This is a genomic window from Dehalobacter sp. TBBPA1, assembly GCF_040931655.1.
GTDB lineage: Bacteria > Bacillota > Desulfitobacteriia > Desulfitobacteriales > Syntrophobotulaceae > Dehalobacter > Dehalobacter restrictus.
In genome coordinates this window covers 1,554,969-1,580,242 of sequence record NZ_CP162385.1, presented here as the reverse complement: position 1 = coordinate 1,580,242, position 25,274 = coordinate 1,554,969, and the positions used below count along the sequence as shown (strand labels likewise).

General features: G+C 44.3%; 23 protein-coding genes and 1 riboswitch. Of the genes, 9 read left to right on the top strand and 14 right to left on the bottom strand.

Translation table 11 applies throughout. The features are described 5' to 3' along the window. The first annotated feature begins 48 nt into the window (after positions 1-48). Entirely contained in the window at positions 49-246 is a 198-nt protein-coding gene (locus tag AB3489_RS07725) for a cold-shock protein (protein ID WP_019225393.1), read from the top strand. Between the two features lie 52 nt (positions 247-298). Here AB3489_RS07725 and AB3489_RS07720 read toward each other — a convergent pair whose 3' ends face one another. Further along, positions 299-604: a hypothetical protein gene (locus AB3489_RS07720; RefSeq protein ID WP_368292414.1), complete on the bottom strand. Its 306-nt coding sequence runs from the start codon at positions 602-604 to the stop codon at positions 299-301. Positions 605-962: 358 nt separating this feature from the next. Between AB3489_RS07720 and AB3489_RS07715 the strand changes: the two genes are divergently transcribed. Then, positions 963-2,453 (top strand): FMN-binding glutamate synthase family protein, encoded by a 1,491-nt coding sequence (locus AB3489_RS07715; RefSeq protein ID WP_368292412.1) that lies wholly within the window; start codon positions 963-965, stop codon positions 2,451-2,453. A gap of 5 nt (positions 2,454-2,458) precedes the next feature. Here the strand turns inward: AB3489_RS07715 and AB3489_RS07710 are convergent, their stop codons facing one another. From AB3489_RS07710 to AB3489_RS07700, 3 genes are all read right to left on the bottom strand, one after another. Continuing rightward, entirely contained in the window at positions 2,459-2,632 is a 174-nt protein-coding gene (locus tag AB3489_RS07710) for a hypothetical protein (RefSeq protein ID WP_368292411.1), read from the bottom strand. Between the two features lie 16 nt (positions 2,633-2,648). Beyond that, positions 2,649-3,611: a hypothetical protein gene (locus AB3489_RS07705; protein WP_368292410.1), complete on the bottom strand. Its 963-nt coding sequence runs from the start codon at positions 3,609-3,611 to the stop codon at positions 2,649-2,651. A gap of 174 nt (positions 3,612-3,785) precedes the next feature. After that, complete coding sequence (locus AB3489_RS07700; RefSeq protein ID WP_368292408.1) at positions 3,786-4,739, bottom strand: tetrahydromethanopterin S-methyltransferase subunit H; 954 nt, start codon at positions 4,737-4,739, stop codon at positions 3,786-3,788. Positions 4,740-4,900: 161 nt separating this feature from the next. After that, positions 4,901-5,077, top strand: a riboswitch (cobalamin riboswitch). A gap of 103 nt (positions 5,078-5,180) precedes the next feature. On the opposite strand from AB3489_RS07700, the gene cobT reads away from it, so the two are divergent. Then, complete coding sequence (gene cobT, locus AB3489_RS07695) at positions 5,181-6,299, top strand: nicotinate-nucleotide--dimethylbenzimidazole phosphoribosyltransferase (protein WP_368292406.1); 1,119 nt, start codon at positions 5,181-5,183, stop codon at positions 6,297-6,299. A 94-nt stretch (positions 6,300-6,393) separates the two neighbouring features. Here cobT and AB3489_RS07690 read toward each other — a convergent pair whose 3' ends face one another. Both AB3489_RS07690 and AB3489_RS07685 read right to left on the bottom strand, forming a co-directional pair. Next, positions 6,394-6,846: an accessory gene regulator B family protein gene (locus AB3489_RS07690; protein WP_368292404.1), complete on the bottom strand. Its 453-nt coding sequence runs from the start codon at positions 6,844-6,846 to the stop codon at positions 6,394-6,396. Positions 6,847-7,067: 221 nt separating this feature from the next. Further along, entirely contained in the window at positions 7,068-7,556 is a 489-nt protein-coding gene (locus AB3489_RS07685) for a hypothetical protein (RefSeq protein ID WP_368292402.1), read from the bottom strand. Between the two features lie 316 nt (positions 7,557-7,872). Here AB3489_RS07685 and motA point away from each other — a divergent pair, with 316 nt between their 5' ends. From motA to AB3489_RS07670, 3 genes are all read left to right on the top strand, one after another. After that, positions 7,873-8,673, top strand: a complete 801-nt coding sequence (gene motA / locus AB3489_RS07680; RefSeq protein ID WP_025205682.1) for a flagellar motor stator protein MotA — start codon at positions 7,873-7,875, stop codon at positions 8,671-8,673. Between the two features lie 2 nt (positions 8,674-8,675). Beyond that, positions 8,676-9,404, top strand: a complete 729-nt coding sequence (locus AB3489_RS07675) for a flagellar motor protein MotB (protein ID WP_368292400.1) — start codon at positions 8,676-8,678, stop codon at positions 9,402-9,404. Positions 9,405-9,573: 169 nt separating this feature from the next. Then, positions 9,574-11,124 carry a diguanylate cyclase gene (locus AB3489_RS07670; protein WP_368294607.1) on the top strand — a complete coding sequence of 517 codons (1,551 nt, stop codon included), beginning with the start codon at positions 9,574-9,576 and terminating at the stop codon, positions 11,122-11,124. Here AB3489_RS07670 and AB3489_RS07665 read toward each other — a convergent pair. The 3 genes from AB3489_RS07665 to AB3489_RS07655 form a co-directional block, all read right to left on the bottom strand. Then, entirely contained in the window at positions 11,121-11,981 is an 861-nt protein-coding gene (locus tag AB3489_RS07665) for an NYN domain-containing protein (protein ID WP_368292399.1), read from the bottom strand. The genes AB3489_RS07670 and AB3489_RS07665 overlap by 4 nt on opposite strands. A gap of 31 nt (positions 11,982-12,012) precedes the next feature. Continuing rightward, positions 12,013-14,079, bottom strand: coding sequence for a DNA topoisomerase III (locus tag AB3489_RS07660; RefSeq protein WP_368292397.1), 2,067 nt, complete (start codon positions 14,077-14,079; stop codon positions 12,013-12,015). Positions 14,080-14,157: 78 nt separating this feature from the next. Further along, positions 14,158-16,536, bottom strand: a complete 2,379-nt coding sequence (locus tag AB3489_RS07655; RefSeq protein WP_368292395.1) for a DNA topoisomerase 3 — start codon at positions 16,534-16,536, stop codon at positions 14,158-14,160. Between the two features lie 195 nt (positions 16,537-16,731). Here AB3489_RS07655 and AB3489_RS07650 point away from each other — a divergent pair, with 195 nt between their 5' ends. Both AB3489_RS07650 and AB3489_RS07645 read left to right on the top strand, forming a co-directional pair. Beyond that, a complete protein-coding gene (locus AB3489_RS07650) occupies positions 16,732-17,508 on the top strand; it encodes a hypothetical protein (protein WP_368292393.1) in 777 nt (258 codons plus the stop codon). Further along, positions 17,498-17,863 carry a GerW family sporulation protein gene (locus AB3489_RS07645; RefSeq protein ID WP_368292391.1) on the top strand — a complete coding sequence of 122 codons (366 nt, stop codon included), beginning with the start codon at positions 17,498-17,500 and terminating at the stop codon, positions 17,861-17,863. The genes AB3489_RS07650 and AB3489_RS07645 overlap by 11 nt, the downstream gene beginning before the upstream one ends. A gap of 134 nt (positions 17,864-17,997) precedes the next feature. On the opposite strand, the gene AB3489_RS07640 is transcribed toward AB3489_RS07645, so the two are convergent. The 3 genes from AB3489_RS07640 to AB3489_RS07630 form a co-directional block, all read right to left on the bottom strand. Next, entirely contained in the window at positions 17,998-18,903 is a 906-nt protein-coding gene (locus AB3489_RS07640; protein WP_019225410.1) for a chemotaxis protein, read from the bottom strand. A 141-nt stretch (positions 18,904-19,044) separates the two neighbouring features. Next, the gene (locus AB3489_RS07635) at positions 19,045-20,490 is read right to left on the bottom strand and encodes a DEAD/DEAH box helicase (protein WP_368292389.1); all 1,446 of its coding nucleotides are present in this window, start codon (positions 20,488-20,490) and stop codon (positions 19,045-19,047) included. A 350-nt stretch (positions 20,491-20,840) separates the two neighbouring features. After that, positions 20,841-21,071: a hypothetical protein gene (locus AB3489_RS07630; RefSeq protein WP_368292387.1), complete on the bottom strand. Its 231-nt coding sequence runs from the start codon at positions 21,069-21,071 to the stop codon at positions 20,841-20,843. A gap of 206 nt (positions 21,072-21,277) precedes the next feature. Between AB3489_RS07630 and AB3489_RS07625 the strand changes: the two genes are divergently transcribed. Continuing rightward, positions 21,278-21,745 carry an HDOD domain-containing protein gene (locus AB3489_RS07625; protein ID WP_368292386.1) on the top strand — a complete coding sequence of 156 codons (468 nt, stop codon included), beginning with the start codon at positions 21,278-21,280 and terminating at the stop codon, positions 21,743-21,745. On the opposite strand, the gene ade is transcribed toward AB3489_RS07625, so the two are convergent. Together ade and AB3489_RS07615 are read right to left on the bottom strand one after the other, a co-directional pair. Then, on the bottom strand, positions 21,722-23,530 hold the full coding sequence (gene ade / locus AB3489_RS07620; protein ID WP_368292385.1) for an adenine deaminase: 1,809 nt from the start codon (positions 23,528-23,530) through the stop codon (positions 21,722-21,724). The genes AB3489_RS07625 and ade overlap by 24 nt on opposite strands. A gap of 80 nt (positions 23,531-23,610) precedes the next feature. Then, positions 23,611-25,251 (bottom strand): class I adenylate-forming enzyme family protein, encoded by a 1,641-nt coding sequence (locus tag AB3489_RS07615; protein WP_368292384.1) that lies wholly within the window; start codon positions 25,249-25,251, stop codon positions 23,611-23,613. Positions 25,252-25,274: the final 23 nt, after the last annotated feature.

The following is a 25,274-nucleotide window of genomic DNA, read 5'->3' as shown; positions in this document are numbered from 1 at the left end:
TGATCAACATAATAATAATGAAACAAAAACAATTTGGAGGTGTGTTCCATGTTTGGGACTGTTAAGTGGTTCAACTCTGAAAAGGGATTTGGATTTATCGAAGGAGATGGCGGACAGGATGTGTTTGTTCATTTTTCATCTATTAAATCCCAAGGATATAAATCACTCAATGAAGGTCAAAAAGTACAATTTGATGTAGAAAAAGGACAACGCGGGCTCCAGGCAACAAATGTAACTCTTTCTTAAAAATATATCTTTATAATAGCACCGTTTGTTTTTATTCGGTGCTATTTTTCGGTTATGGTACTTTGGGGTAGGTCTCAGATGCGTTATTCAAAGCCTGAAGTGCTTGTTCTTCAGGCATATTTCCAATTATGGCAGCACATTTGTTACACAGTATTTTTCCTTTACCTTGAAAAGCACTAATACTTCTTTCATCACTGCAAGCGTTACGGAATATCGGCACATTACAGAATTCACATCGTTGAAATTCAGCATCCTGATGACCTTTAAGATAACCTTGAGCATTACTGCGTCTTAATTTTTGATGTCTCATTTTTTTCACTTCCACAAAAAAGTTAATGTTATTTTGTCCAAAATCCAAGTTCTTGAATAAGGGAAAAGAAAAAGGGTTCGGAATCGAACCTCTTAGTTTTGCTTTATTAATCTAAACTCATTATAACATAAAAATGTTTTCTTTACTATAACAGCCGAGCTTGCATCAATCAACCATTCTAGCATGGACACGGGTATTATTATGTTATGTTATTTATCTATTTCTTACCGAAACCAAAAGAGAAATAAAAGCAGCCTTTGGTTATGGTATATTATGGATATCTAGAGGTGACAAATAATAAAAGGTATCTTTTTAAAATTTAGGATAAGAATAATACTGTTCATTAAAAATAATAAAAAGGTATTCGAACTCTTCGAATTAAGCATTACACGTGAGGTGATATTACATGAATAAAGATTCGCGAGATTTCAGTTTTTCTTTTAAGGCTCTCGGCTCTATTGCAGCTATTTTAACAGCTGGTTACGCCATAGGACATCACAAAGAACAAAAGTCCCTAAAAATCCGCCGCGCAAGAAATCGAAAAATAATGCTGGCATCTTTACCGCTAGCTTTATTAACTATCGGACCACTAACGCGTAAGTTAATTCAAAAAAATGTAGCAAAAGCAATTACTATTTTAACAACAGATGAATACGGTAAAAACGTTATGGAGCTATGGACTGCCATTCATCGGGCCGGTGTTCAAAACATTGTTGAAAACAACTTAAGGGCAACACAAGGGACAACGATTAACAGGCCAATTGGCAGTTCAAAAAGGTTTGACGGGTTCGATAACCTTATGTTTGTTCCACCTCAAATGACGATGCTCTCTAAATCAGGCGATACCGCAGTTGACATGAAAGTGACACTGGGCCCTAAGGCAGCCAAGCCTCTTACGGTCAATATACCTCTTCTTATTTCTGGAATGGCTTATGGAATCGCTCTAAGTGAACCAGCAAAAATAGCTTTAGCCAGAGGAGCAAAACTAGCAGGGACAGCTACAAACTCCGGTGAAGGCCCCTATCTGAAAGAAGAACGCGACGAAGCGAATAAATATATTCTGCAAATTGCCAATTGGCCATGGGGATTACGCACGGATCAAGAGATTGCCTCTGCGGACATGCTGGAAGTACATATTTCACAAGGAGGGCAGAAGGGCGTCTTCTATGTAGCTCCGGATGAAATTAAAGGCAAAGCACGTAAACTCATGGGCTTATCCCCCAATCAAGGGATATCGGGTCTACCTGCTCCTCCCGGTGTACAAAGTGCCGCAGATTGGCCCATACTGGTCAATAACCTGCGTAATAAAGCGAATGGAATACCTATTGCTCTGAAATTGATGGCCACAGATAAAATTGAAGAAGATTTAGGTTTAGCTGTAGATGCAGGGTTTGATGTCATTGCCGTCGACGGAACGCAAGGCGGATCTCTTGTTTCCAACCCCACGATGCAGGATGACTTTGGAATTCCCAGTCTCCATGCGTTAGTTCGCGCGGTCCGTTACTTACAAAACCGCGGAGTTCGAGAGCAGATAAGTCTGATTGTCTCTGGCGGTTATTTTAATCCCGGAAGCTGTTTAAAAGCACTTGCGCTTGGTGCCGATGCTATTTATCTGGGCACCGTCCCCTTATATGCCTTAGCCAACAAGCAGCATAAAAAAGTAATCCCCTGGGAACCTCCTACAGTCCTTGTTAGCTATGCATCAAAATATAACAAAAAACTGAACATAAACTTAAGCGCTGAAAGAGTATCCAATGTCTTACGCTCTATGACAGTCGAAATGGAACAAGCCATTCGTGGCTTGGGGAAAGCTTCAGTCAAAGAGCTAAGCCCTAGCGACTTAGTGGCACTTGATACGTTCTCTGCTGAATTAACAGGCGTAAAAAGAGCATATTAGTTTAATTATAAACCTAGAATTTGCTTGAATTCTTCTTTTAACTGTTTTTTTAGCTGTAGATTCGGCTTCACGGTTACCTTATTTTCACGCAATTGAGGCAGAATCTTGAGGAACCCGTAGTCTTCTTTTTCAGCTGTTTCAATAATTTCCTTTACCTTATAAGATTTTCGCATATTCATCAATTCCCTCCCCCTCTTAAAGATCTCGTTCCCGATTAATTACCAATTCCTCATAGGCTTCGTTGTTATGACAGATGTTGTTCCAGATACTATCGATGATCATCGCATCGACTTGCTGAAACAGATACTTTTTGCTTTGAACGTAGATAATGGCGCATACCTCACTTCTAAAGAATAAGGGAACAGCCATGATTGATGCATCGTCGCTGATCCTAAAGTCCTTATTAATAATCGACTCCTGAGCCAACTCCTTTATTGTGGCTCTATTCACAATTGGTACCTTTTTATATGAAGCAATCTGTTCAGGTACAATCAGATAATCGCAATGTGTCTTTCTAATAGTATATAGTTTAAATTGGATATTGATTACCTTTGTTATACTTTTAATAAAATATGGATCATTAATTTCCTTCCCCATGTTTTTAATATCTTCAATCATTTCCATTATGGATGCGTTATTTAAGATTCTTAATATCCCCATCAAGGCAACACTGACTTCATTCAGCATGGCATTTTTAATAATGGCAGACTCAGACAATATAGCCTCCACGCTAAGCTCTCCGTAAGGTGTTTTAATGCCAATCGTTTTAAAACTTATAAACGGCAGCTTAATCATTAATAACCATAATAAAATATATAAGACGATTCTTATCCCTTGATATACGGGTGCTTGAAGAATTTGGGCAAAGACACCTAAATGATCTATATTTATCCCAACAGGATTGCTTAGAAATAACTCCTCACAGAAATAAAAGCCAATGAATACTGCGATTAGTGCGATGAATATCCCCCATATTTGTCTGGCATTTAGCCGTTTTAGCTGATAAAGTGTTTTAGACAAAAACGTTTCAAATGTGCCGAAGAATGTTATGATCACTGCTCCTAAAATGGTTCCTAAAATAGTACCACAAGCTATCCCTATTAAGATTCCGCATTTTGCAATCAAATTATTGCCCTCACTTTTATCCGGATACAGCATTAGTACCAATATATGGTAAGATATAATCAAAAATAACTCCTTGTGAAATAGAAAAAGTAATTTCTAAATATACAAATATATAAACAGCTCCTTCCAGGCAGTATCCTTCGTCCAGGATCCACTTCAGAAAGGAGCTGTTTGTCCTATAACTTACAAAATTACGACAATTGTTTTTTATTTCGTTTTATCAAATTCTGCCAGTTTCCGTGTAAAATCACAAAAATATTTATTCAACGGATGAGTAGGATTAGCCGGCAGCTCCTGGCTTTCGTCATAAGCCAAAGTTGAAACGATCATCGAAGCTGCTGCTACAGCAGGCAGTACGCTTGGAGCCGCTTTGATCGGACCATAAAATAAGAAATCGCTCCACAGGACGGCCGAGACTGCATGCACTGCAGCATTCATGGCGAAAAAGCCTTCCCCACCCCACATCTCCCGGCTTTCTTTCCACATATACGTCCCATTGGCAGGAGCTGATCCAACCGGCCAACCGGTTTCCGCTTTGATTTGTTTGCCTGCCAGGGCTGAAAAAGAAATGGACGGAAGATTCATTACGGTCGTATCGATCAAGACCGAAGCAAAATCTTTTGCTCCAATGGCTTTCAGCATCTCACGGCATGCTTGTACCCTGCCGGAAGCAGTCTGGTTCGTTTCATCGAAGACCTGCAGGATCACGTGTTTGATTCCTAATTCTTTCAATGCTGCGGCCTGGCCGATCATATCCTTGTCCCAGGGTGTAATGCTGTTATATAGAATTTTGTCCTGAATACCCAGACTGGCAGCATATTCTGCCGCGGCAAGACGCGCTTTTTCTCCCCAAATGTCTATAGCAAAGGGGCGGTTGCTGATTGTAAGGTAAAAATCAATATATTCCTTCATTTCATCGACGGAAACCGCTGTCAAAGCTACTATGGCAGGTATCCCTGTCTGATCGGACAGCTCTTCCTGCCTGAGAATGTATGAACGGGCTTTTTCACGGTCAAATTTCCTGTCACGGCGGCTTTCCAGAATACGGTCTCCATTATGAAACATTGAGGATACAAGCAGAGGCGGATTATCTCCAGCTTGGCCACCGACAATCATGTCACAGATGCGGCAAACTTTTGGTGTTAAGTCATATTTAAACATTTCTTCTCCCATATCTGTTTGGATGATTTAGCAAATCGTATTATACCATATATCATTAAAAACAACCATTAATTAACAGCAATTGCCAAATTGAGTGAGTGATTTTGAATTAATTAGACTTGACTTTATTGATGATTTTCGTTATCTTAATAGAAGTTAAATATATGTATACAATCTTAGGTGCCCCACTAAGGGAGAATAGGAAAATCGGTAATAATCCGATACGGACCCACCACTGTATAGACGAGTCCCCGCTGATCCACTGGCGTATGCTGGGAAGGTGCGTTCAGGACGTTTGAGTCTGAGTCAGGAGGCCTGCCTAAGAGGTAAAAGTCTTTCCTGGGTAATGGAAAGCGGCGGTGATGACGGCAAAATCCCGACCACAAGAAAATTTGTGGTGGGGTTTTATTTATTTTTAAATATTTTATTGGAGGTTTTTAAATGAGCAGTCTTACAAAATTTCATGGTTTGGAAAATTTAAAAAATGCGACTGAGCAGGAACTTGAAATTGCCTTGCAAGAGCTGATGGGCGGAATCAAAGCGCTCGATCAGGAAGCCTTGGCAGGCATGCAAAGCCGTGTAGATGCGAAAATTAAGCCCCTCGGAAGCTTAGGTGTCTTAGAGGATATTGCACAACAGCTCGCAGGCATATTTGGCACCACGCATCCAAAAATCAATAAAAAAGCAGTCCTTCTTATGGCCGGAGATCATGGTGTTGTCGTCGAAGGCGTCAGTGCTGCACCTCAGGAAATCACGAAACAAATGTTCTATAGTTACCTGAATGGCGGTGCAGGCATTAATGTCCTCGCCCGGAATGCCGGAGCAGATGTTATCAGTACGGACATCGGCATTGCCACCCCATTGGACGCTCCTGAGCTTATGGCCTACCGGGTTAAAAACGGAACAGACAATATGGCGAAAGGACCGGCAATGACCCGTCAAGAGGCCATGCTTGCAATACTGACAGGTGCAAGAATTGCGGCCAATGCGATTGACTCTGGTGTTAATCTGTTAGCAACAGGTGAAGTCGGTATTGGCAATACAACGCCGAGCGCTGCCTTGATCTCTGTGTTTACCGGTCACTCTGTTGAGGATGTTACCGGCCGCGGAACTGGCTTAAAAGACGATGCCCTGATTAATAAGCAAAACGTGATTAAATGCGCAATCGAAATTAATCACTGTGACCCTGCCGCGCCAATTGACACCCTGGCTAAAATCGGCGGACTCGAAATTGCTGCGCTCGTTGGAGCAATCCTCGAAGCTTCCTATCAGCATGTACCAATTATTCTCGACGGTATCATTTCATCTGCTGCAGCAATCACTGCAGCAAAACTGGCACCCCTGTCCACTTCCTATATGATTGCTTCTCATAGTTCAGAAGAGCTTGGACAGCATCTAGCTCTTCATCAGCTTGGGCTCAAACCCAGACTTGACTTCCATATGAGACTTGGAGAAGGCACAGGTGCTGCTCTGATGTTCCCGATGGTCGAGGCAGCCCTTAAAATCGCTGATGAAATGGCCACATTTGAACAAGCTGCAGTTACCACTGGAGACTTCTAAAATCTGCAAAGAAAGATGAAAAAGACATGTGCGAAATAATCCGTGCATGTCTTTTTTGCATAATCATCGATAACGGAAACTCTTGATAGTTTAATTAGATCCCAATCTTTTGCATCAGCTTGTCACTTGCTAATACAAAATTCTTGCCGATAGCTGTCTGCATAAACGCCTGAAAAAAAATTCCGATGTTTGCAGGGATAAGGATCACTTCGATCAATGGATATACGTTAATTTGAGATGCGATCCATCTGGCAGCCAATGACAACCCGGTAAAGAAAGCCATGGAAAAAACCAGACAGCGCCGGTAGCTGGAACAATGAGAACCGCCGGTAAATACCCGTAAAGCCAAAGCGGAAAACATTATCACGAGCGTATACACAATAGTACCGAATATTGCAGATACCCCTACGGTTAGAATTAATTCGATTATTACCCCAAGAAGCAAGGCTAAACCATATTCTATTTTCGCTTTATGGACAGCGTCCATTTCTTCACCTTTTACCATACGATTTGTCAAATGATGTGCAACACCCTCGAAATTGAACAATTGTTCACCCATCCTCCAGTCCGTGTTTTGGAAAATGATAAGATCAATTACCTTCCTATGGATAATGTAGAAAATATATCCATATAAACATAATATAATTCTATGTATCTTTGGGATTTCCTGCTAAATTGTTTATTGAAATTGCATAATAGTCCTATATGAGATGGCAGCATATAAAAAACGCCTCGTATTTTTTACTCGGCGTTAATCTTCGATATATGCTATTTATTATTTACACCTTGGTTTTGCTCAAGATTATATTTGAAATCTGCGACACGCTGGACAAAACTATCTGGATCAGCTGAGCCGCCGCCCTCCATCTGCTTTTGACAGCCTTCAAGGCCGTAGTGATTAGACATCAGCATCAGATCAAAGACAAACTCATCGGCATAGCCCCGAGCAGCCCAGTAATTCCTGTAGTATGCCAATTTTTCAATATCTGACTTTGCGGTGGTGTCAATTGGGATATTATCAATTCCTTCTGCCTGATAAACTGCTAAAACCAACGCATACGATAAATTGTTTTCCTCACAAAGATTCCGGATCGCGCCCTGCGGGTCTTCCGGCAGGATGCCCTGACCCGCGGGAATCTCCTGAACAGCAGCAGACTTACCTTCTGCTTGTTGAACGGAATGAGCACAAACGGATACAAGGATAACGAGAGGGATGATAACGGATAAACTACGAATAAAACCTCTTCTCATAAACATGATGCCCACACCTTCCCATATATTTATTTCCTGGATACCTCAATCCCCTTTCGCGAAATACAATAAATTTCTTCATACACCGTTCATATATTCTTATATATATTCTCTCCATAATATATTGTTTTTAATAGAAAAATAGTTTTGCTATCATATTTTTAAGGATATTTTTTAATTAGACGCATTTTGTCGTGGTGATCTGATGACGGGTTTATTAAAAATTTTAATTAATTATCTGGTTAAAGAATCCGCATAATGTTACAATATTTTTATCCTTCGCAGATTATTTGTAGATAAAAATTTGATAAAGGGTGTAAGAATGGACATTTTTTTAATTATTGGAATCGTTGTAGGTGCTCTTGCCGTAGTCGTAGGCATGATTGTCAAAGGAGCCAATGTAGCTGTGCTATTGAATCCAGCTGCGGCCATTATTATTCTGATCGGGACAACTGCAGCCGTGATGAACTCATTTCCAAAAAAAGAATTCTTGAACATTCCAAAAGTATTAGGTGCCCTTTTTCGAGAAAAACAACCGTATGATGCGGTGTCGTTGATTGAACTTATCACCGATATGGCGATGACAGCCCGTAAAGACGGTTTATTGTCCCTCGAACAGACGATTATGGAAATTGAAGACCGTTATTTGCAAAAAGGGCTAAGCCTGGTAGTTGACGGATTGGAGCATGACTATATTCAAGAGATCATGGAAATGGAAATTGATAATATGGAGGATCGTCACCGTGCCAATGCCTCGATATTTTCCGCGGCAGGCAGCTATGCTCCGACGTTGGGAGTATTAGGCGCAGTCGTAGGACTAATCGGAGCGCTCGGCAATTTAAATGATACGGAAAAACTTGGTCATATGATCGCCGCCGCATTCGTTGCGACATTGTTTGGTATTTTTCTCGGCTATGTTGTCTGTCACCCGATCGCTTCCCGCTTAAAAAGAAAATCAGCTGCCGAAACTAAGAATATGCGCATTATCGTTGAAGGAGTTCTGGCCCTTCAGGCCGGAGAGAACCCCAGCAGTATTAAAGTAAGATTGACTGGCATGCTCGATCCGAAAGAAAGAAAAATCCTAGAGGAAAAAGAAAAAAATAAACAAGGCAGCGGTGAATAAGGATGTCCAAGAAAAAGCAACACCATGAAGAACATGTTGATGAATCCTGGCTGCTGCCTTATTCCGACCTGCTGACGCTTCTGCTTGCGCTTTTTATCGTTATGTTTGCCATTAGTCAAGTTGATAAAGTAAAACTGCAGCAGTTGAGCGAGTCTTTCAAAGAAATCTTCGCAGGCGGGGCCAGCTTTTTAGAAAAGGAAAGCGACCAAGTGGTAGAACTTGAACCATCCAGTTCTGAGAATGATTCTGCTTCTGCTCTTGAACAGGATAAGATGGCGGATATAAAGAAACAGCTCGAAAAGGAAATCTATGAAAGCGGTTATTATAATAACGTCAAAGTAAATCTGGATAAGGAAGGTTTGCAGATCGTTATTCAAGATGTGATGCTGTTTGCGTCGGGTGACGCGGAAATCCTTGATGCGTTCTCCCCTCTCCTTCTGCAGATCGGGAAAATGTTAAATGATATGGACAATGATATAAAAGTCGTAGGGCACACGGACGACCGGCCCATCCATACTGAGAAGTTTCGTTCCAACTGGGAATTAAGCGCGATTCGCGCGATCAACGTCATGAATTTCCTGGTTGATCAGGGTGAAATGAATCCTGAAAGATTTTCAGTCCAGGGTTACGGGCAGTACTCCCCTATTTCCGATAATACGATTGAGGAAGGCCGGGCAGAAAACAGGCGCGTCGAGATCTTCCTTCTTCGTAAGTACCCTGTTGCAGAATAAGAAACTTGGTCTAAGAAAACATGATTATTGAAAAAACACGATTGCATTCAGACAATCGTGTTTTTTAATATATTCAGGAAAATTAAAATCTACTTGACAGCAGTATAATGTTGAAATATCCTGAAAATAGTCGAATCGTTACATCCAGGTGAGAGCGCAGGTGAGATTTATGATGGCCATGTCTTATATATCAATGATTGTCGCGTATACTTTTGTCTTATTTGGTCTCTACATTTTAAAATTGAATCATAAGGAAACCTTAAACAGATTGTCAGCCTCTCTGAATTTCTGTTTTGCATACTGGTCGTTCATTTATTCATTCCTTTATCTAGCCCCAAGTCCCGAGAGTGCTTTATTCTGGCATCGGATCGCGGCTATTGGTTGGGTTATGTTCTGTCCGCTGGCTACTCACTTTTTCCTGGTTCTATCGGAAAAAACAAAAAATATTCATGGTATCCACTGGTATATCCCCTTGTATGGCCTGCCGACAATTTTACTGTTAAAAACACTGTTGACAAATGAATCGCTGGTGGCGAAAGTCTTTGTTCAGAGTACAAGTGGCCTGGGCTGGACGTATGAACTCAATACGGGCTCAGTCTGGTTCTGGCTGTATTGGCTTATGCTTGTCGTTTACATCGGAGTTGCACTTTTTTTCACCTTAAGATGGGGCAAAAACAGTCAAAGACCGAGGTTCATTAAACAAGCCAAAAGTATTTCGATTCTGGCGGGCGTCATGATGCTGATCGGGATCGGCACTGATTTTATCCTCCCTTTGATCACTCCGTTTATTCCGCCTTTATTTCATTTTTTCTCGATCTTCTGGGGATTTGGCGGCATCTTTATGATCAGAAGGTATAAACTGATGGATGTGAATATAGCGGTGACTCCAGACATTATTTTGGAAACAGTGATGGATCCGATCGTTCTGCTTGATAATAAAGGAATTATCCGTAAATGCAACCAGGCTACATTTGACCTGCTGAAATATGATGCTAGTGAAATGCTCGGTCGGAGATTCTCAGATTTTTTTAAAGCCCAAAAGTATAACCTGCAAAGAACAGATTTTTTGTTCAAAAACAAGTTTTTGCGCAATATTGAGTTTGATATGGTTGATTCGACGGGTAAAGTTATCAGCATTATAGCATCATTCTCTGTGGCCGAAACCGAGCTTGACGGAATTGTCGGCGTTGTTGGCAATCTTCATGATATTACAGGATACAAAGCTATGTCCAAAGAACTGGAAAAGATGGCCAATTACGATAAACTGACCAATCTTCCGAACCGCAGGATGTTCTACAATAAATTGGAGAAGGCCATTGAGAAATACCATAAGCATGATCAGCAATTTGCGTTGGTATTTATCGATTTAGATGGGTTTAAGGTCATTAATGATACCTTTGGCCACGACATCGGTGACCAAATGCTAATGAAGGTTTCGTCGCTCCTGGCCGGGGTGGTCAGACGGCAGGATGTGATAGCGCGTCTGGGCGGCGACGAATTTGTTCTATTGTTTTCCAGATTGCAGGATAAGACAGAGCTTGACGGAATTATGCAGAGAATGCAGGAAAAACTTGTAAAACCCATCATGATAAACAATAAGATTTGCAGGGTTGGAATGTCGTTTGGGATTAGTATATGTCCGGAGGATGGAATGACCCCTGACGAACTTTTGAAAACAGCTGATCTACGCATGTATCGGGAGAAAAAATATTCAAGTTAACGTTTGATGGACTTCATGCGGGAGCGGACATTCGGTTTAACGCGATAGTCTTCAGGAGACACGATTGCTTCGGGCGTTCGTGTTTTTTTATTGCCTGTTTCAGCCTCAGCTTTGTTACGGATATATTTATGGCTGATGTTGGGATTGCTGGTTCTGCGGGATTGAATCTCAAATTGTTTTAAGGAAGCAATCAACGGTGTCAGCTTAACGTGGCCGTAGTTTCTGGTATCAAAATCAGGATAGCGCTTATTCAGCTTGATGCCGACTTCGCCTAAAAATGCCCAGCCATCTTCATCGGAACTTTCAGTGACGATAATTTTGATTGCTTCAATAAGTTCATCAATGCTGGCCATTCCTTCCTGAGGTGTCCCCTGCACCCGCATTTTAACCTGTTCGTTTGTCTCATAGGGACTTGCCGGAATGACACCTAGAACCTCAAGGTATTTGAACTTTTCACAGGCAGCGATAAACGGCTGCGGCGTTTTCTTCTCGCCCATCCCCATTACATACATGCCGGCTTCCCTGAGTCTGGAGGCTAGTTTGGTAAAATCACTGTCGCTGGAAACGATGCAAAAGCCATCAACGCTTTTGGAATATAAAATGTCCATCGCATCAATGATCAAGGCAGCGTCGGTAGCATTCTTTCCTGTTGTGTAGCTGTATTGCTGTATCGGTGTGATCGAATAGTTTAGAAGCACTGTTTTCCAGGATGCGAGGTTCGGCTTTGTCCAGTCTCCGTAGATCCGTTTATAGGTTGGGGTGCCATGATTCGCAATTTCATCGAAGATGTATTTGATATATTTTTCTGAAACATTGTCTGCGTCAATTAGCACGGCAATCTTTTTATCATTTTCCATATGCATTCTCCTATTCTTTCCTTTTTATTTATTAATCTTTTTTCTGTTTATTCAGAGCCTCTTTAAGCAAATCGCCAAGATTACTGCCAATATTTTGCTGGTCACTGTATTGGGCAATCAGTTTTTGGTTAACCTGGCTTGCTCTCTTGGAACTGGTAAAGCCGGTATCCCGTTCTTTTTCCGACTGACGGTGGCCGCAGGCCCGGTCCTGACAAACCAGCATTTTGCCGCGTTTACCGTTGACCAGCAGCATGTATTTTTTGCAGACCGGACACCTGGTTTTCGTCATATTGTCAGCATGGTATGTGGCGCTGTCCGAGGCGACACTGTGAACCAGTTCACTGGCTTTAGTCCTGATCCCTTTAATGAATTCGGTCTTGCTTCCATTCCCTTTAGCAATGTCTGTTAAAGCTTGTTCCCACTGGGCAGTCAGCTCAGGACTCCGAAGCTCAGGAGCCACAAGGCTGATCAGCTGACGGCCTTTGGATGTAGGCACCAATTCTTTCCCGCTGCGTTCAATATAACTGGTATGCAGCAGTTTTTCAATAATTTCCGCTCTTGTAGCCGGAGTACCGAGACCGCTCCCTTTCATCGTTTCCCGGAGCTCCTCATCTTCAATGAATTTCCCCGGATTTTCCATTGCCGTGAGTAGGGTGGCTTCCGTATAGCGTGCCGGTGGTTTCGTCTTCCCTTTTTGGGGCTTCAGGCTTTTTAGCATCCGTTCCTCGCTCTGCTCCAGTTTCCCGAGCGTTTGTTCAGGCAAAGCATCCTCCCTGCTTTCTTCTGATTCCGTCTGATGGGAAGTGATAGAGCGCCAGCCCTGGTCTTTCATCACTTTTCCCGTTGCATAAAACATTTCGCCATTAATACCGGCAATAACCGTCAGTTGGTCAAAGCGGTACGGCGGAGAGAGGACGGCCAGAAAACGCCGTACGATCAGGTCATACAAAGATTTTTCATCATGGGTCAGATCCCCGAGCTTCAAAGGCTGCTCAGTCGGAATAATCGCATGATGATCCGTTACTTTACTGTCGTCTACCAGTCGTTTCGTCGCCTTGTAAGGCTGTGCCAACAGCTTTTTGGCTGTTTCGGCATAAGGCCCTGCGGCCAGCCCCTTGAGCCTGGACGGCAGAGTCGGTACAATATCGGCGGAGAGATAGCGCGAATCTGTACGCGGGTAGGTAACCAGTTTATGCCGTTCGTATAAATTTTGCAGCGTACTGGAAGTTTTCTGGGCGGAAAAGCTTAGTTTGCGATTCGCATCACGCTGCAGTTCAGTAAGGTCATAAGCCAGTGGGGCTGGTTCGCTTTTACTCTCACGCTTGACCTGCATAATTCTTGCAGATTGCTTTTCCAGCTTGCCCAGCAGGGCTTCAACCTGCCGGTAATCATAAATCCGGCTGCCGTCTTTGCCACGCCAGTCAGCAAAAAAGTCGCCGAAGTCCGCTCGGATTGTCCAGTAATCAACCGGAACAAACTTTCTGATCTCATCCTCCCGCTGAACGATCATGGCAAGTGTTGGGGTCTGCACTCTTCCTGAATTCAGCTGGGCATTATACTTACAGGTTAAAGCCCTGGTCACATTCAGGCCGATCAGCCAATCCGCTTCGGCTCTGCAAACAGCGGCATCGTAAAGATCATTATATTCGGGTCCGGGCTTTAATCTCGCGAAGCCTTCCAGGATGGCGGCATCGGTCTGGGAAGAAATCCAGAGACGTTTGAAAGGTTTCTTCCAGTTGCTCAGTCTCATAATCCAGCGCGCGACCAGTTCGCCCTCTCGTCCGGCATCGGTGGCTATAATTAGTTCGTTGATATCGTTTCGTTTCATCAGTTTGCTTACCGTCTGATATTGCTGGGAAGTCTGACGGATCACCTTGAGCTTTAACTGTTCCGGAAGCATTGGCAGATCTTCCATTCGCCATTCTTTATATTTCTGGTCATAATCCTCCGGTTCAGCTAACGTGACCAGGTGTCCCAAAGCCCAAGTAACGACGTATTGTGGCCCTTCGATAAAACCCTTGTTTTTGATATTGCATTTAAGAACCCGGGCAATTTCCCGGGCCACACTCGGCTTTTCAGCCAGAACCAACGATTTCATGCATATTCCTCCGGTTTAAGATCCTATGTATCATTATAGCATAATTGTATAAGGATTTTTTTATAAAGAAACGGCCTGTCAATCATGATTAAACGCGAATTTAAGTTTTCCATTGGCAGCGTCTTCCCAGACCAGACAGGCGTTGAAAGATTTCCCGCTTTTGGATTTGAATCCTTTGATCAAGGGTGTTTTACCTTTCTTCAGCAAGCTTTTCATCTGGGCCGGGCTAAGTGTTTTACCGCAAATTGGTGTTTTCCAGACCACAAATCCACAGCCGCTTTTCCAGTTGGAGCAGCCGTAACCTTTATTACCTTCAATGACACCTTCCCCGCACCGCGGACAGGGCCCCAGTTTTTCAGGTCCGCTTTCCCGGGCTGCCGAAGAACCATTTTCTTCTTTGGCACCCTTTGTTTTTTTAGCCGACTTGTCTGTTTGATCTGATTGATCTTCCGAAGATGTGTGAACTTTCTTGGAAGATTTCGCAGATTCGGCAGATCTGGCTGACCTGGCCGGAGCCTGGGCCAACGGCGTTTTGCCATATTTTTGTTCATAGGCCCGAAGTTCATTAATGATTCGTATCACCGCTTCTTCGACCTCAGACATGTATTTTTCCAGCGCCAGTTTACCTTTTTCAACCTGTGCCAGGTCATATTCCAGCTGACCGGTCATTTCAGCGCTGATCAGCAGGGCGGCATGCGGAAGCCTGTTTTGAATTAATGAAATCAGCTGGGTCCCCTTTTCTGTCGGCCGCAGCGTTTTTTGCTCCTGTCTGATATAGCCACGCTGAAGCAGATTTTCAATGATCGCAGGCCGGGTAGCCACTGTCCCGAGGCCCTTCCCTTTCAGCTGCTGGCGCAGAACATCGTCTTCAATTTGTTTGCCCGCACTCTCCATCGCTTTAAGCAGGTCTCCCTGGGTAAAACGTTTCGGGGGTTTGGTACTCTTTTCGTCGATCCGGACTTCGGTCGTCTGAACAGAGTCACCCTGACTGACCGCCGGAAGTTCTGTGTTCTCTTCTTGCTGATTCTCGCGATTCTTATTTTTTCTCCTGGTCTTTCCTGTTGTTCCGTTGCTTTCAGCCTGAGGATCCTGAGCGTCTTCGAAATCGTAGACCATTTTCCAGCCTGAGCTGAGCAGAATCCTGCCTTTGGAGCGAAAATGTTCCTGGGCCGCTTCCGTAACGATTTCCGTCTGCTGATACCAGGCAGGAGGAAACCAGACAGCCAGAAAACGCCGTGCGATCAGGTCAAAAAGTTGACGTTCGGCTTCCGGCAGCTTATTCAAATGAACAGTTTCTGTCGTTGGAATGATCGCATGGTGAGCCGTAATCGTGTTGATGACCCGTTTGTTTTGAGGCACACTATAGGTCATTGCTTCATCTACATTTTCCTGATAAGGCTCCTGACGCAGGGCTTTCAAGTGGGCTGGCAGCTTTGGAATCATATCCGTGGGCAAATAAGCACAATCCGTACGCGGGTAGGTAATGGCCTTTTTATCATAAAGAGACTGGGCTAGTTCCAGGACCTTTTCGGCACTAAATCCGAATCGTCTGGAAGCTGTGACAGTCAGGCTTGTCAAATCGAAAAGCAAGGGCGGAGCTTCGGAAACCTTTTTTTGTTCAGCCCGGATGATTTTCCCTGGCTGCCCCTGTGTTCTCGCAGCAATGTGTTCGGCAGTCTCCCTGTCGGTCAGGCGTCTGTTTTCCTGAACGGGATCAAACCAGCGTCCGGTGTATTGTCCCTGCTCCGCAGAGAAGGCTGCACTGATTTCAAAATAGGCTTCAGCAACAAATTGATCAATTTCCCACTCTCTGCGGACAATCAGCGCCAATGTCGGGGTTTGTACTCTGCCGATGGAAACCACATTCGGCTTTTTGCGGACTGTATCGAAGCTGCCAAATAAAGAGGTGAAGCCTTCGGTCAGATTCATCCCAAAGTCCCAGTCCGCAAAGGCTCTGCCGTTGCCTGCGGCTGACAGACCTTCCACGGCCTGACCCGGTCTTAACTGATTCATGCCTTCCAAGATAGCCTCTCGCGTCAGCGAAGAAATCCAGAGCCGGGAGAGCGGTTTTGTACATCCCACCAAATCCCAGACTTCCTGAAAGAGAAGCTGCCCTTCCCTATCGGCGTCCGTTCCGCAAATAACGTGTTTGATTTCAGAAGATTTCAGCCATTTTTGTAAAACTTGAAATTGTTGGCGCGTTTGGGATTTGATTGTACGCCGAAACGAATCGACAGCTGGCAGAACGGGCAGACGTTTCAGACTCCAGCGCTTCCCCACTCGTTCTAGATCCATATAGCCTTCCGGCCTTTCCAGCTCCAGAAGATGACCGATACACCAGGTTATCACATACTGGTCATTTTCGAGCCAGCCTTGTCCTTTGCCTTTTACCCCCAGGGCTGCAGCATATTCCCGGGCCTGAGCCGGTTTTTCAGCAATAATCAGTATTCTTTCCATAGGATCTTCTTTCCGTATTATTTTCTTTGCATGTGAATCTTACAGACATCAAGTAGCATGTTAGCTTTAAAATGCATGTAACACTGAGAAAAATTTTAGCTAATTTTCCATAATCAGTATAGCATAAAATTAACCGGTACTTTGGGATAAAGAATGTCAACTTTTCTGTTGAAAGCTGAAACTTTTTATTATTTCATGTGTATTAATAAGTGTGAATATGAAAAGGGATGGTCAGGTGCTATGTTCTTGTTAACAATCCTTGGCTATATGTTGCTGGGTCTCGTGATGATTCTGGCAGCTATGATCTTTATACCTTACCATTATCAGGCTGCTGCGGAGAATATTGGCCATTCTCAAATGAAGGGGTCCGTTTCCTGGCTCTTTGGCGGAATCAGGATGGAGTTTGTCAAATATCCTAAACGTAAGGCTGAAACGACGTTGATGATTCTGGGTCTGACTAAAAAATTCCAGGAACGGCCAGACTCTAAGAAAGAAGATCAACAGAAGTCCGGAATAGCGTCCAATAACAATGCCAAAAAAGATCTGCACGCTGATTCTGTGAAAGACTTAATATCTTCCAAAAAAAGACGTCAAAATAAATTTGATATTTGTCAATTCCTGCGGGCCGATGTTTTGAAAAAAATCCTGACATCCCTGAGGAAAATCGCCAGGCATATCCTGCCGGATCAGCTGATCGTGAACGCCAAAATAGGCTTTTCTGATCCAATGTATACCGGTTTCCTGTCGGTACTGCTGACTCAGGGATACCTTTGGTATGACACATTTGATATCACTGTCGAACTTGTATTTGGTCAGGAAATGCTGGAAGGAAGGTTTTTCATTGGCGGAAGGATCTGGCTGCCCTATTTGCTCTCTGTAATCATCGGGCTTCTGGTCACGAAACCAATTCGCAATATCATGTTAACGAACTTAAAAATCAAATTTAAAGGAGGATCCCCCTATGTCGGATAGTTTTAACATTGGCGAAAATATCACCAACATCTTTGAAAAACTGGAAAGCTTTCTGAAGACCAAGACCGTCGTCGGCGAACCTATGCAGGTCGGAGAAATCATTCTTGTTCCATTCATCGATTTTACATTTGGTCTGGGTACGAGCGGCGGAAACGGCATTGAACAGAAAAGCAACCAGGGTTCGGGTGGCGGTGCCTGTAGTGGCGGCCGTATTTCGCCAACAGCAGTACTGGTTATCAGAGGCGATCAGGTCGAACTGCTGCCGATTGAAAAATCAGGAGGGCTCGAAAAACTAATCGATATGGTTCCCGAGATCGTGAATAAAGTCAAAGATCAAAAATGCAGTGAAGAATAAATCATATGTCTAATATTTAGTGGTGCTTCCCGGCGGATGAAAAGTTCACCAGGAAGCACCACTTCTAATTTAAATCATGCGTGTTCATTCTATTAATGGAATGTAATCATTCCGTAGACATGCATCTTTTGTTGTTAAGAAAGCAGTATTTTATCAACTAACACGATCAATTGTTCGATTTCTGGCTTCGTGATTTGGGCATAGGCGCCGAGCGACTGCCCTTTCCTTTTTAGCTCTTCACTGATCATCGAGGAGAAGATAATGACGGGCAGCTCTTTAAGTTTGTCATCCTCTTTTATTTTTTTGATCAGATGATGACCATCCATTTGGGGCATTTCAATGTCTGTAATGACCAGCTGCACTTTATCCTCGATCGAACTGCCGTCAGCAATCATTTTGTTCAGACTATCCCATGCTTCCAGACCATTATCGTTGGGAATCACATGATAACCTGCAGCGCTAAGTGTTCTGATTAGCAGTTCCCTAAGAACGCGGGAATCCTCCGCGATTAATATTGTTTTTGTCTTTCTGAGGCCGTCCATTTCTTCAGCTACCGCGGGTATCGTTGATAATCTTTTGTTCATGGTCGGATCAATCTCAGAAATAATCTTTTCGAAATCGATCAGAACGATGATTTTTTCTTCCAGCTTAACGACACCGACTGCAAAGTCCGAACCGGCAATATCCGACAAAGGTTCCATCTGGGTCCAGGATACGCGGTAGATCCTCGTGACTTCATCAACTCTGAAGCTGATCATTTCACCATTGATTTCACAAACAATGATCTGCTGGTTATCTGTGACCTGCTTAACGCCGGTTAGGCATCGCGTCAGATCAACAAGCGGAATGATCTTATTCCGTAAAGTAAATAGTCCCTCTATATATGGATGTGAACCTACCAGGTGTGTCACCTTGACATTGTTGATAATTTCCCTTACTTTGGCGACGTTAATCCCATAGAATTTCCCGTCTACGGTAAACTCGATAATTTCAAACTCATTGGTTCCGGATTCCAGCAAAATTCCTTTATCATCCTGCATGTCTGTCTCCTCTTCCCTGGAGTATTTATATCTTGTATTTTTCGCTAAAGAACTTCCAAAATCCTTCAGAATTCGTCTTTTCTGCAATTAATTATTTCGGTTTATTTCAATAAATACAGTTTTATTGTTATATTTGAGCATTTAGCGGTTCACTTTTCTTACTTTCCGCAGTTTACCTTTGAGCGGTGTTGTTTGCAAGGCTTCAAGCACAAGTGGCCCTTTAAAGTTCAGGATTTCCACATAACTCAATTCATCCAGAATATTGATAATACCGATGTCAGCCGCAGTCATACCCGCAATGTTCGTCAATGTGCCCACAATATCCGCCGGCCGGATCTTGGATTTCTTTCCGGCATTGATCTGGAGCTTCATGATTTCCAAATTGATCCGGGTGCCTTTCATGGCTTTATTATCCGGCAAAACGATTATTTTCTCCTGAAAGCCGGCTTCGGCATTGCGGACAGTATCCTGAGACGGTCTTTGTTTCAGTGGGATCTCCTGTCCAATATATTTCTGTATATCCTGCAGGTAACTGTCATCTTCTTCGGTCACAAAGGTGATTGCTTTGCCGTTTTTATTCAAACGCCCTGTTCTGCCAATCCGGTGTACATAGCTTTCCTTTTCCTGCGGCAGATCAAAATTAATGACGAGTGAAATATCTTCGATGTCAATCCCCCGGGCTGCCACATCTGTTGCAATCAGGTACCGAAAATAACCCCGTTTAAAATCATCCATGACACTCAGGCGGTGCCCTTGTTCCATACCGCCATGAATTTTGGCGCAGGGATAATCGAGCAATTTCAATTCCGCATAGACCTCATCCACCTGATGTTTGGTATTGCAGAAAATCAGACAGCTATCGGGATTCTCAGTGACTGAAAGATCTTTAAGAAGCTTTATTTTATCCTGTCTGGCAATGAGGTATCTTTCCTGGGAGATTCTTTCCGCAGCGGATGTTTCTTCTTGCGTTTCTACATAGACTGGCTCGCGCAAATAATGATCACACAGTGTTCTGACATCAGAAGGCATCGTGGCCGAAAGCAGGGCTGTTACGCGGTCGGCAGACAAGCTGCCAAGGATGGTTTCCGTCTGTTCCAGAAAGCCCATATTCATCAGTTCATCCGCTTCGTCAATAACCAGGTATTTGATACAAGAAGTATCCAGCGTCCCTTTCTGAAGATGATCGATCAGCCGGCCAGGCGTTCCCACCACAATATGCGTTTTTTGCTTCAGCTCTTTCTCCTGATAATAGAAAGGAGATTTGCCGTATACTGCAGCAATTTTTAGTCTTTTAAAACGGCCGATATGAAACAGATCCTCTTTGACCTGGATGGCCAGTTCTCTCGTTGGCGTGATGATCAGGGCCTGAGGTTTATTTTCTTCCCAATCCACCATCTGGCAAAGCGGAATAGCAAAAGCGGCCGTCTTGCCGCTGCCGGTCTGAGATTTAACAATCACATCTTTTTGCACCAGAAACAATGGGATGACCTGTTTCTGGACGTTCGTAGGCTTGTCATAGTTCAGCAGCTGAAGGGCTTTTAATATTTCCGGACTTAACGGATATTGGTCAAAAGAAACCTGGTGCATGCGGTCATCTCTTTCTTTATCAGGAGTATGTATAAAAGGAATATTATAAATTTTTTAGATTTACTCGGGCTCGTCAACGTAATGGATGGCCGCTTTCGGTCATTGTGTCATCCTGACACAAAATCCCGCGCTTCGCAATCCATGCTCCGCTTGACGCTGTCCATCCATTTCGTTGACTTAGTCTGGAGTTAGTAAGTTGTTTTTTATTCTATTTAGTATTATTTCTGCAGATCAGGAATCAATTCCTTTATTCTTTCAAGTACCTTATTAACGTTAAATGCACAGCAGCGAGCTAAGCAAATACGACCCCCTTGCAGAAAGGAGGCCGTAGTCCATGCCATGGATTTAAATTACATATTTGCAGCAAGCGCATGAAAGGACAAATCATCTGATCTTTCAGCGATATGGTTCAAAACCTTGATAATGGTTGCAGGGGAAGATGTCTGTTTGACAACTTTATACTCTCTGGAGGTTTCACCATATATATTTTCGAGGACGACGAGTACATCTTTTTTGACGGCCGCAAATTGATCCGCTTCAAAAGCCTTCGCCAGCTTTTTAAGCTCATTACTAAAACGCATAAAAAAAACACCTCCTTTTCACATGCTCCAATACTTCAGGGAGTGTTACTTCAATATTTCAGAATTCAGTAAAACAATGATGTAAATGAAATCTTGATATCCGTAAAAATACTCCAAAAGGTATTATATAGAAGGAATAATGATGTGTCAATCTTTTACGGCATCATACGCTTGATCTTCAGCGCAAGCTGATAAAGCAATATCACATGAAAGTGAGGTTTGTCGCTGAGAAAATTGAAACGCGGGAAGAATTTCAGCGCGCTTATGAAATGGGATATGATTATTTTCAAGGTTATTTTTTCAGCAAACCTTCGATCATTAATTCTAAAGAGATTGTATCACTGAACAGCAATATATTGAAAATCATTCAGGAACTCAAAATGCCTGAACCGAACTATACGGTGATTGGCAATATTGTTCAAAGTGATCTCGGCCTGACCTATAAAATTTTAAAACTTGCCAACTCCATATATCTTGGGACAAAAAATAAAATCAATTCTATCCCACAGGTGCTCGCCCACCTTGGCTTAAAAGAACTGTACCGCTGGAGCTCAATCATCATGCTGAAAGATCTGCAAAATATCGAAAACGCGGAACTGATCAAATTGTCACTTATCCTAGGAAAACTAAAGTCGTATCATTGGAGCGTATCATTCGAGCAAAGACAGGAATGAAAAGTTCAGACAATCAATCAGTCCACGATTCGTCAGGCGCAGTTCCGGGATAACAGGCAGACTTAAGAGCGCCATGGTCATAAATGGCGAGGCCAAACTGCATCCTAGCTCTTTCCAGGCTTCATCAAGCTGAGCTACCATTCCGCCCACTTCTTCGACAGGTCTGTCCGACATTAAGCCGGCAATCGGCAGAGGCAGTATGGCCAGCACTTTCCCGTCTCTCACTGCGGCCATCCCGCCGCCAAGGTCAGCCAGTGTGTTGCCTGCAAGCGCCATATCCTCGTCATTTACACCGATGATGATCAGATTATGGCTGTCATGAGCCACTGTTGATGCGACTGCCCCGTTATTCAGCTGAAAACCTTTGACATACCCGAGGCCGTAATTTCCCGGGCCGCCGTGCCTTTCCAGGACCATAACCTTGGCAATATCGGCTGTAATGTCAGGACATACCTGCCCTTGCGCTGTTCCCATCTCGATCACGCGATGAAGGGTTCCGGCCTGGGCTTCTTTGATCTCGATGACATGTGCCCTGACCGTCGTTCTTCCTTCCGGAGCTTTGATGATGAAGTCTCCGGATTTCAGTTTATTGGACAGATGAACGGAACTGCGGAACTTCTCCGGATAGCTGACGGACGAAATTTCAGCCAGCATCCGTCCTCGTTCTGCTATGATTTCCCCGTCTATCATTACTTTTTCTACGGTGACTTCCGCGAGGTCACGCAGAAAAACAATATCTGCACATCTGCCAGGCGAGATACTCCCGAGATGCCGGTCAAGCCCGAAACACTGAGCAGGATTAATGGTTGCCATTTGAATCGCCGTAACCGGATTGACACCCTGGCGAATCGCCTGGCGGATCACATGGTTGAGGTGTCCTTTGGCCAAAAGGGTATGCGGATGCACATCGTCCGTCACCAGCACGGCATACCGGGAATCTACTTTGTTTTCAGTAATGGCCCGGACGGTTTCCTTAACGTCCTGCCAGGCTGAGCCTTCCCGCAGTTTGGCATACATACCGAGACGCATCCGGGCCAGGGCATCCTCCCTGGTCGTACTTTCATGGCAGGACAGGATCCCGGCTGCTGCATAAGCCTGCAATCCTTTTTCGAGATCAGCAGAAGCGTAATGCCCGGTAACCGGCTTGTCGGCGTTCAGTGTTACCTTTAATTCGGCATGAACCTGCGCATCACCAGAGATGACTGCCGGATAATTCATCATTTCCCCGAGCCCGATGATCCTGCTGTCCTGTAAGGCTTCTTCGATTTCAGCCGGGCCAATCATCGCTCCGGCATCTTCAAAACCCGGAGCAGCAGGTACACAGGACGGCATTGTTGCAAATACTTTAAGTGGCATGGCCTGTCCTTCTTTGACCATCATCTTAACGCCTTCCAGACCGAAGACATTGGCAATCTCATGCGGGTCCATCACAATGCACGTCGTTCCCTGCGGCAGGACAGCTCTGGTGAATTCCCTCAGCGTGATCATGCTGCTCTCGACATGCAGATGTCCGTCCAGAAAACCCGGTGCCAGCGTATAGCCTGAGGCATCGATGATCTTCGTCTGTTCCCCGATAGCAGGCGCGGCATTACCGACTAGGACAATCCGGCCGTGTTTGATCGCGACGTCCTTGTTTTCTTCGATTTCACAAGTATTTACATTGATGATGCGTCCACCCCGGATCACTGTGTCCGCTTTCAGGATACCCATGGCGGTTTGAGCCAGTTCGGCTGTTTTTTCCTGAAAATCTTTCACGAGAAAATTGAGTACACAATCATTCAACACTTTAATCCCCTCGTTTTATTTCATGGATAATTCCTTTTAGCTATGATTACTCTTATCAATGGATTTTTTCATCTCATTGACTATAGACTGTTTTCTGTCTGGGCTGCAATCAGGGTGGCTGCTCCGTATTTTTCCCTTAAACGCGGTTTCTCAATCTTACCGGTTGGATTGCGTGGGACCTTGTCGAAAATAATCCGGCGTGGACGTTTATAGCGGGGCATTGGTGCACAGAAAACACCGATATCTTCTTCTGTGCAGATACTTCCCGGTTTGAGTTCGATGATTGCTGCGGTAATCTCACCCAGGCGCGGATCAGGCAGACCAATCACTGCGACATCCTTAATCGACGTATGCGCCCGCAAAAAGTCTTCAATCTGAACCGGATAAATATTCTCGCCGCCGCTGATGATCACATCTTTTTTTCTATCGACCAAATATATAAAGCCGTCCTCATCCATCCTGGCCACATCACCAGTCAGCAGCCAGCCGTCTTTCAGGGCTACAGCCGTGGCTTCAGGGTCGTTGTAGTAGCATTTCATCACACCGGGACCTTTGACTCTCAGTTCCCCTACCTGACCCTGTGGGACCGGACAGCCGTTTTCATCGGTAATTTGAACTTCCCACTGATAACCGGGTACCCCAATCGCGCCCACTTTATGGATGTTCTCTAGGCCAAGATGCACACAGCCTGGTCCGATGGACTCACTCAGGCCGTAATTCGTATCGTACAGATGATTTGGAAAATAGTTTTTCCAGCGGCGAATCAGGCTGGGAGGTACCGGCTGGGCCCCTATATGCATCAGGCGCCATTGGGAGAGCTCATAATCCTCCAGCTTGACTTTGCCGCTCTCAATCGCATCCAAGATATCCTGGGCCCACGGAACGAGAAGCCAGGCGATGGTGATCTTTTCCTCGCTGATCGTCTTCAGAATCCACTCCGGTTTGACGCCGCGCAGCAGGACAGCTTTGCTGCCTGAGAGTAGACTGCCGAACCAGTGCATTTTGGCACCGGTGTGATAAAGCGGCGGTATGCACAGGAAATTGTCGTCACGGGTCTGTCCATGATGGTTTTGTTCCGTATAACAGGCCGACATTAAGCTCCGGTGTGTATGGAGGATGGCTTTCGGGAAGCCGGTCGTCCCGGAAGAAAAGTAGACGGCCGCATCATCATCGTCAGACAGTACAACTTGCGGCACCTCCGAGGAACTGTTCGCTGCCAGCCGGTCGTAATTCTCTGCGAAGGACGGACGGTTTTCACCCGCAAATAAAAGCGTTTTGACTTTAGGGATCTGATCATAAATCGTTTCCACACGGCCGATAAACTCCGGTCCGAAGATCAAAGTCATTGTATCGGACAATTCAAGGCAGTATTTGATTTCTTCAGCCGTGTAGCGAAAATTTAAAGGGACTGCAACGGCGCCGGATTTTAAGATTCCGAAGTAAATCGGCAGCCATTCAAGGCAATTCATTAGTAGAATGGCGACTTTATCGCCTTTCTTAATGCCTCTTTTCAGAAGCAGGTTCGCCATACGGTTCGCTTTCTCGTCAAAAACCCGCCAGGTCATTTCCAGCCGGTATTCCCCTGCCGGATTGTTTTCGATCAGTTCATACTCTCTCCAGGTGATGTTATGGCTTTCCTGAAGATCCAGATTAATCTCAGTCAGACATTTCTCCTGGCCGTACAACGCTGCGTTGCGTGCCAGCAATTCAGTAATGGGCATTGTTTAATCTCCTCCCGTTCTAC